The organism is Luteibacter sp. P4_E6 (genome assembly GCF_056401535.1).
Map to the genome: position 1 here is coordinate 1 of NZ_JBFUJE010000270.1, position 5,352 is coordinate 5,352.

4 protein-coding genes are annotated in these 5,352 nt (G+C 64.2%); 3 read left to right on the forward strand and 1 reads right to left on the reverse strand.

Translation table 11 applies throughout. The annotated features are described in order from the left end of the window. Nucleotides 1-493, forward strand: a 493-nt coding sequence (locus tag AC1DT2_RS15070) for an SDR family NAD(P)-dependent oxidoreductase (protein WP_477297185.1), incomplete at its 5' end; no start/stop codon positions are given. On the opposite strand, the gene AC1DT2_RS15075 is transcribed toward AC1DT2_RS15070, so the two are convergent. Further along, nucleotides 490-1,413: a LysR family transcriptional regulator gene (locus tag AC1DT2_RS15075; RefSeq protein ID WP_477297187.1), complete on the reverse strand. Its 924-nt coding sequence runs from the start codon at nt 1,411-1,413 to the stop codon at nt 490-492. The two genes, AC1DT2_RS15070 and AC1DT2_RS15075, sit on opposite strands and share 4 nt — an antisense overlap. A 209-nt stretch (nt 1,414-1,622) precedes the next feature. On the opposite strand from AC1DT2_RS15075, the gene AC1DT2_RS15080 reads away from it, so the two are divergent. Further along, complete coding sequence (locus AC1DT2_RS15080) at nt 1,623-2,369, forward strand: helix-turn-helix domain-containing protein (RefSeq protein WP_477297188.1); 747 nt, start codon at nt 1,623-1,625, stop codon at nt 2,367-2,369. Continuing rightward, the coding region (locus AC1DT2_RS15085) for a ligand-binding sensor domain-containing protein (protein WP_477297190.1) at nt 2,363-5,352 on the forward strand (2,990 nt) is incomplete at its 3' end. The genes AC1DT2_RS15080 and AC1DT2_RS15085, both read left to right, overlap by 7 nt.

Here is a 5,352-nt window from a genome sequence, read left to right on the forward strand (position 1 = left end):
CGACATGGAACGCGAGGTAGGGGAACCCGACGTTGTGATTTACAACGCCAGTTCGCGCGTTCCAGGTCCGCTCTCGAGCGTCGATCCCTCGGAGGTCGAGAAAGCCATTGCTATAACCATGTTCGGCGCGTTCCTGGCCGCCCAGCAGGCCGCCAGGCGAATGGAGCCCAAAGGGCATGGAGCGATCTTCTTTACCGGCGCGAGTGCGGGTATGAAGGGCTTCGCCCAATCGGCGGCGTTTGCAATGGGTAAGTTCGGACTGCGCGGGCTCGCTCAGAGCGCTGCGAGAGAGTTGGGACCGAAAGGGATACACGTCGCGCACTTCAACATCGACGGAGGCGTCCGCTCACCGCACCGACCGGATCCGAGCGGTCAGCCTGACAGCACGCTCGATCCTGACGCCATCGCCCAGACTTATATCGATGTCCTTGCGCAGCCGAGAAATGCCTGGTCACACGAAATCGACCTCCGGCCGTGGACCGAACGTTTCTAGACGTTGCCGTGCTGTCCGCCACCTGACTTTGAAAATACCTGAATGACCCCTGCGGTGGGTTGGCTCAGCTGCTCCTGTGCGAAGCGCACAAAAGCAAGCGTGGCATCACTCACCGCGCGCGCCGACATCGTCAGGGCGTGAACCGGAATAGGGTCCGGTTCCACCGCTTCATGGACCCTTGCCAGGCGACCGCTCCGGATATCGTCCTCGCATAGGCAGGYCGGTAGACGGGCAAACCCGAGCCCGGCACGGACCGAGGCGAGGAGCAGATCCGTATCGCTGGTTACCAGCCTCGCTTCGCTTTGCCTGCCTGGCCGAAAGAGAAGGCTCGCGGGGGCACTTGGCCCTGCGTACGCAAGAACGTCGCTATCCGCGATGCGTTCCGCGTTGGGTGGCGTTCCCAGCCGCCCAAGAAGCTCGGGCACCGCGACCGTCACGACAGGTATATGGGCCAGCGATCGCGCGACAACGTCCGTGCTGTCGGGCAGGCTGTMATGTACCCCCAGGATGACGTCCGCCTGTTGCCGGATGAGCGGCTCGACCTCGCCGGTGCCTGTCGTCAACCACACGCGCACCCGGGGATGAACCGCGGAAAACTTCGGCAGGATCGTCGACATCAGGGGCATCAGCAGGCTGTGCGCATGGACTCTTACGAACCTGTTTTCCACGTCGGCGCGCGTGGCCGTTTGCTCCGCGGCCCTCGCGGATTCACACATCGCGGAGGCGTGTCGGTAGACGGCCTCTCCCGTGGATGTGACTGAGAAGCGGCGCGCGTTCCGGTGCAACAGCTGCACGCCCAGTCGCCGTTCCAGCGCAATGATCCGGCGGCTCAGCAGGGATCGCGTCGTTTTGAGCTGGTCTGCGGCCACCGAAAAGCTTCCGGCCTCGATCACCTGCACGAGGAGGAACAGGTCTGCCATGTTGTTCGTTCGCTTCATGCTCGTGAGGACGTGCGATAGATGCGCAACGTTAGGACGATGGCAGGACGGTCACCTTTGATYGAGGGGGGCAGACCTTTGCACGGGGGCAAAATCGGCAGATCCGTCTATACTCTCGCCGAAGGGGACTTGATACGACTGTCAGCAGCAAGGTGGGGCTTTGCTTGTACACGTCTGATTCGCCACACATCATGGTTGTCGACGACCGACCCGAGGAGATCGGTGCGCTCGTTGTAGCGCTGCGCGCGGAAGGCTGGCGGGTAAGCATCGTCACAAACGCCGGTCAGGGCGTCCGGCGGGCGGAGTTGATCGCGCCAGACCTCATCTTGCTCGATGTGCGGATGCCGGAGATGGACGGCTTTGTCGTCAGTCGGCTTCTGCAGGAAGTGCCGCAGTTGAAGCACACGCCGATGGTCTTCCTGACCGCGGCGAACAGCCTCGAGGAACGCCTCGAAGGGCTTAGCCATGGCGGCGTCGATTACATTCTCAAAGACTGCAACCCGGCTGAACTGGTGGCGCGGGTGCGCATCCACCTGAGGCTCGCGCCCCGGCCCGCCGTCCCATCCTTCGATCCGGTCTCTGCCGGTTCGCTGCCGCCGGATGAGGTGATCCTGCAAGCTGCCATGCGGCTTCTCCGCCGGCGTCTTTCGGAACCCCTCACCCTTGACGAGGTTGCCCGGGAAGTGGGGACGTATGACAAGCGTTTATCGGCGATCTTTCGGGAACACCTTGGCACGACGGTTTTTGCGTGGCTGCGGGAGGAGCGGATCCAGCGGAGTCGGCGCTTGCTTGCGGAGACCTCGTTGAGCATGCAGGAAATCGCCCTGGAGATCGGCTTTCGGAGCGCTTGCAACTTTACGACCGCCTTCCGGGAACGGTTGGGCGTCCCGCCCACGCAGTATCGGAAGGCGACCCAGGGGGCTACCGGCACGTGCTGAGCTGGGTACAACGGACCGCGTGCGCACTCTGCGTGCTCGCTTATGGCATGCAGGCAGTTGCTGCCGCTCCGTCCCCTCATGTCCAGCTGCCGCTGGTGATTTACGATCAGAACACGGGCCTGTCGAGCCTGTCCGTGGTGCGCCTGCTGGAAGATGAGCGTCATTTTGTCTGGGCGGGAACGGAGCAGGGCCTCTACCGCTTCGACGGCATCGGGTTCAATCCCATGCTCGGAAAGGACGGCTTCCAGACCTCGGAAGTCGTGAGCCTGGCTGAGGACGACGACGGGCATGTGTGGGCGGGAACGAGGGCCGGCCTTCAGTCCCAGGACAATGACGGGCACTTCGCCTGGGTGCGGCCGGACGGCCGGACCATGCTTGTCGATCGCGGCCAGACCCTGGCACCGGACGGGCAGGGCGGCATGCTGGTGGTCAGCGGGCATCATCTGTTTCGTCTGAAGCGGCAGGCGCCGGGTCAGTGGGCGGCGGCCCCATGGCCGGAGGAGAACGCTGGCCACGCCCGGACGTCCCAGGTCGCAGCCGTCTATCACCATGGCGATGCGGTCTGGTTCGGGTGCGACGAGGCGGTGTGTCGCCTGAGCAAGGGCGTCCTGACCCGATTTGGTCCTGCCCAGGGCGTTCCCGCCGATCGATGGGTGGCGTTCCTGGTCGCCCGCGACGGCGCGGTATGGGCGCGTGGCCTGCGCACGGTCCTCGCGCTCGCCRCTGGCGAGGACGTGTTCGTCCCGCACGACATGCCGGGCACGCATGGCGAGGTGGCGGCTACCAGCATTGATCTTGCGCAAGATCGGGAGGGACGAATCCTCACACGCTCGGACACGGGCATCGCGCGCTGGGACGGAACGCGTTGGGAACTGCTGGACACGCTGAACGGGTTGCCCGGCGTGGGGATTTCCGCGCTGATCGCCGATCACGATGGGTCGGTGTGGGCCGGAACGTACGGCCGGGGCGTGCTGTATTGGAGCAACGCCAGCGCCGTCGAAAACTGGACAGCCAACCAGGGGCTCAACGATAGCCTTATCTGGTCCATTACCCGGGCAGGTCCTGACGCGATCTGGGTGGCTGGCGAAAGCGGCGGAGAAATCATCGTGCCGTCCGAGGGACGCGCGCACCGCTGGCCCATGAACCTGCCTCCGCCCGTCCAGGCGCACGCCGTGGTGACGGATACCGCCGGATCCATCTGGTACTTCCTGTTCGATGGTCGGGTGGTCCGATACGAAAGGGAACGGAACCGCACGACGCAGGTCGCCGAACTGCCTTATCTCATCCGCGGCGCACACAGGGACCGGACCGRCCGGCTCTGGGTTTATACGATGGGTGGGCTCTATGAGCTTGACCCTGTGTCGGGGTCCGTCGTGCATGTGGCGCCTGACCTGATTCCTTCAACGATGTGTTCGGACCTCGCAGAGGACAACGCCGGGCGCTTATGGCTCGCCTGCAACTCTGGCTTGTATCGACACAACGAGAGCGGATGGGCGCGTGTTCGCGTTGTTCCGAACGAATCGCTCGGAGGCTACGAAAACGTGGCAGCTTCGTCAGACGGGCGCCTCTGGCTCAGTGCGTTGCAGCCTGGGCTTCTGACGGGGCGTGCCGGCGATCTGGACTCCCTCACCATGGAGCCTGTCGACGACCCACTTCTGGCTGCGACGCGATTTTATTTTCTGCGCACCGATGGACAGGGCCGTGTCTGGGCCGGTGGCGGCAAGGGCGTGGATGTCCTTGCGGATGGGCTGTGGACGCGTCTATCCAGCCGGGACGGTCTGCTGTGGGATGAAACCAACCACGGCGCGTTCTTCGCGGATGCGGACGGCTCGGTCTGGATTGGGACGCCGGTCGGGTTGACCCACATACTCAAGCCCGCTGACCTGCTCGCGCCTCGAACCATGACGCCTCGGCTTTTTCCGGCTCGCTACGGGGCCCGTGCCGTGGCGTCGGAAGCACTGCCTTACGACAGCGGCGCACCCTTGAATATCGCCTTTGGCGTATCGGGAAACAGCGCGGGGCATCCCGTGCACTTTCGCTACCGCCTCCACCCCCTGGACCGCGACTGGGTTGACACCAGCCAAAGAGAGGTCCGCTACGCATCGCTTCCCTGGGGCCATTACCGTTTTGAAGTCCAGGTGGTGGATGAAAACCGGCGTGCGAATTCGAGCATCGCGTCGTTCGAGGTCACTATCCAGGCGCCATGGTGGATGACTCCGGGCGCCTTCATCGCCCTCGCGTTGGCGATCGTGGGCCTGGTGGTGGGCGTGTGGCGCTGGCGGACCCATGTGCTCATTGCGCATGCCCGACGGCTCGAAGGCATCGTGGTCGAGCGCACGAAAGAACTGCGCACGCTCCTTCAGGCCCGGCGCCGTTTGCTCGCTCACATCGGGCACGATCTGCGCTCGCCGCTCTCGGCTATCGTGAATGTGGCGCGCCAGTGGCGCGTAGCCGGACGGGAGGTCGACCCCCCGCTGAAGATCGAGCGCCACGCACGCATGCTCATGGAACTGATCGACGAAGTCCTGGAGTTCTCGCGGGGCGAGCTGACGGACGTCCAACTGGAACCGGCCCCTGGCTACCTCTACCGCTTCCTCTATGAGGTGGCGGACGAAGACGCGCTGCTTGCCCGGTCCAGCCATAACCGGCTTCACATACGTATCGATACGGACCTGCCCGCCGTCGTCGAACTCGACTTCCGGCGTTTACGCCAGGTGCTTTCGAACCTGCTGGGCAATGCTGCCAAGTACACCCGAAACGGACAGATCGTATTTACCGTGAAGGGGGGAGCCCATGAAGCCGGTACATCGTGTCGCCTGAGCTTCGCCGTCGAGGATACGGGCATTGGTCTGGGAGACTCGGGTGCGGAGACCCTCCTGGAACCCTTCGTTCGGGGCACCAACATCGACGATGCGCCTGGGACCGGACTGGGCCTTGCCATCGTGGCGCAGCTCCTGGCTCGCATGGGGTCTCGGCTTGAAGC

What these genes read in the sequence shown, in the direction of transcription:
- AC1DT2_RS15080 (WP_477297188.1), top strand. Translation starts at nt 1,623, where the DNA reads ATGGTTGTCGACGACCGACCCGAGGAGATCGGTGCGCTCGTTGTAGCG.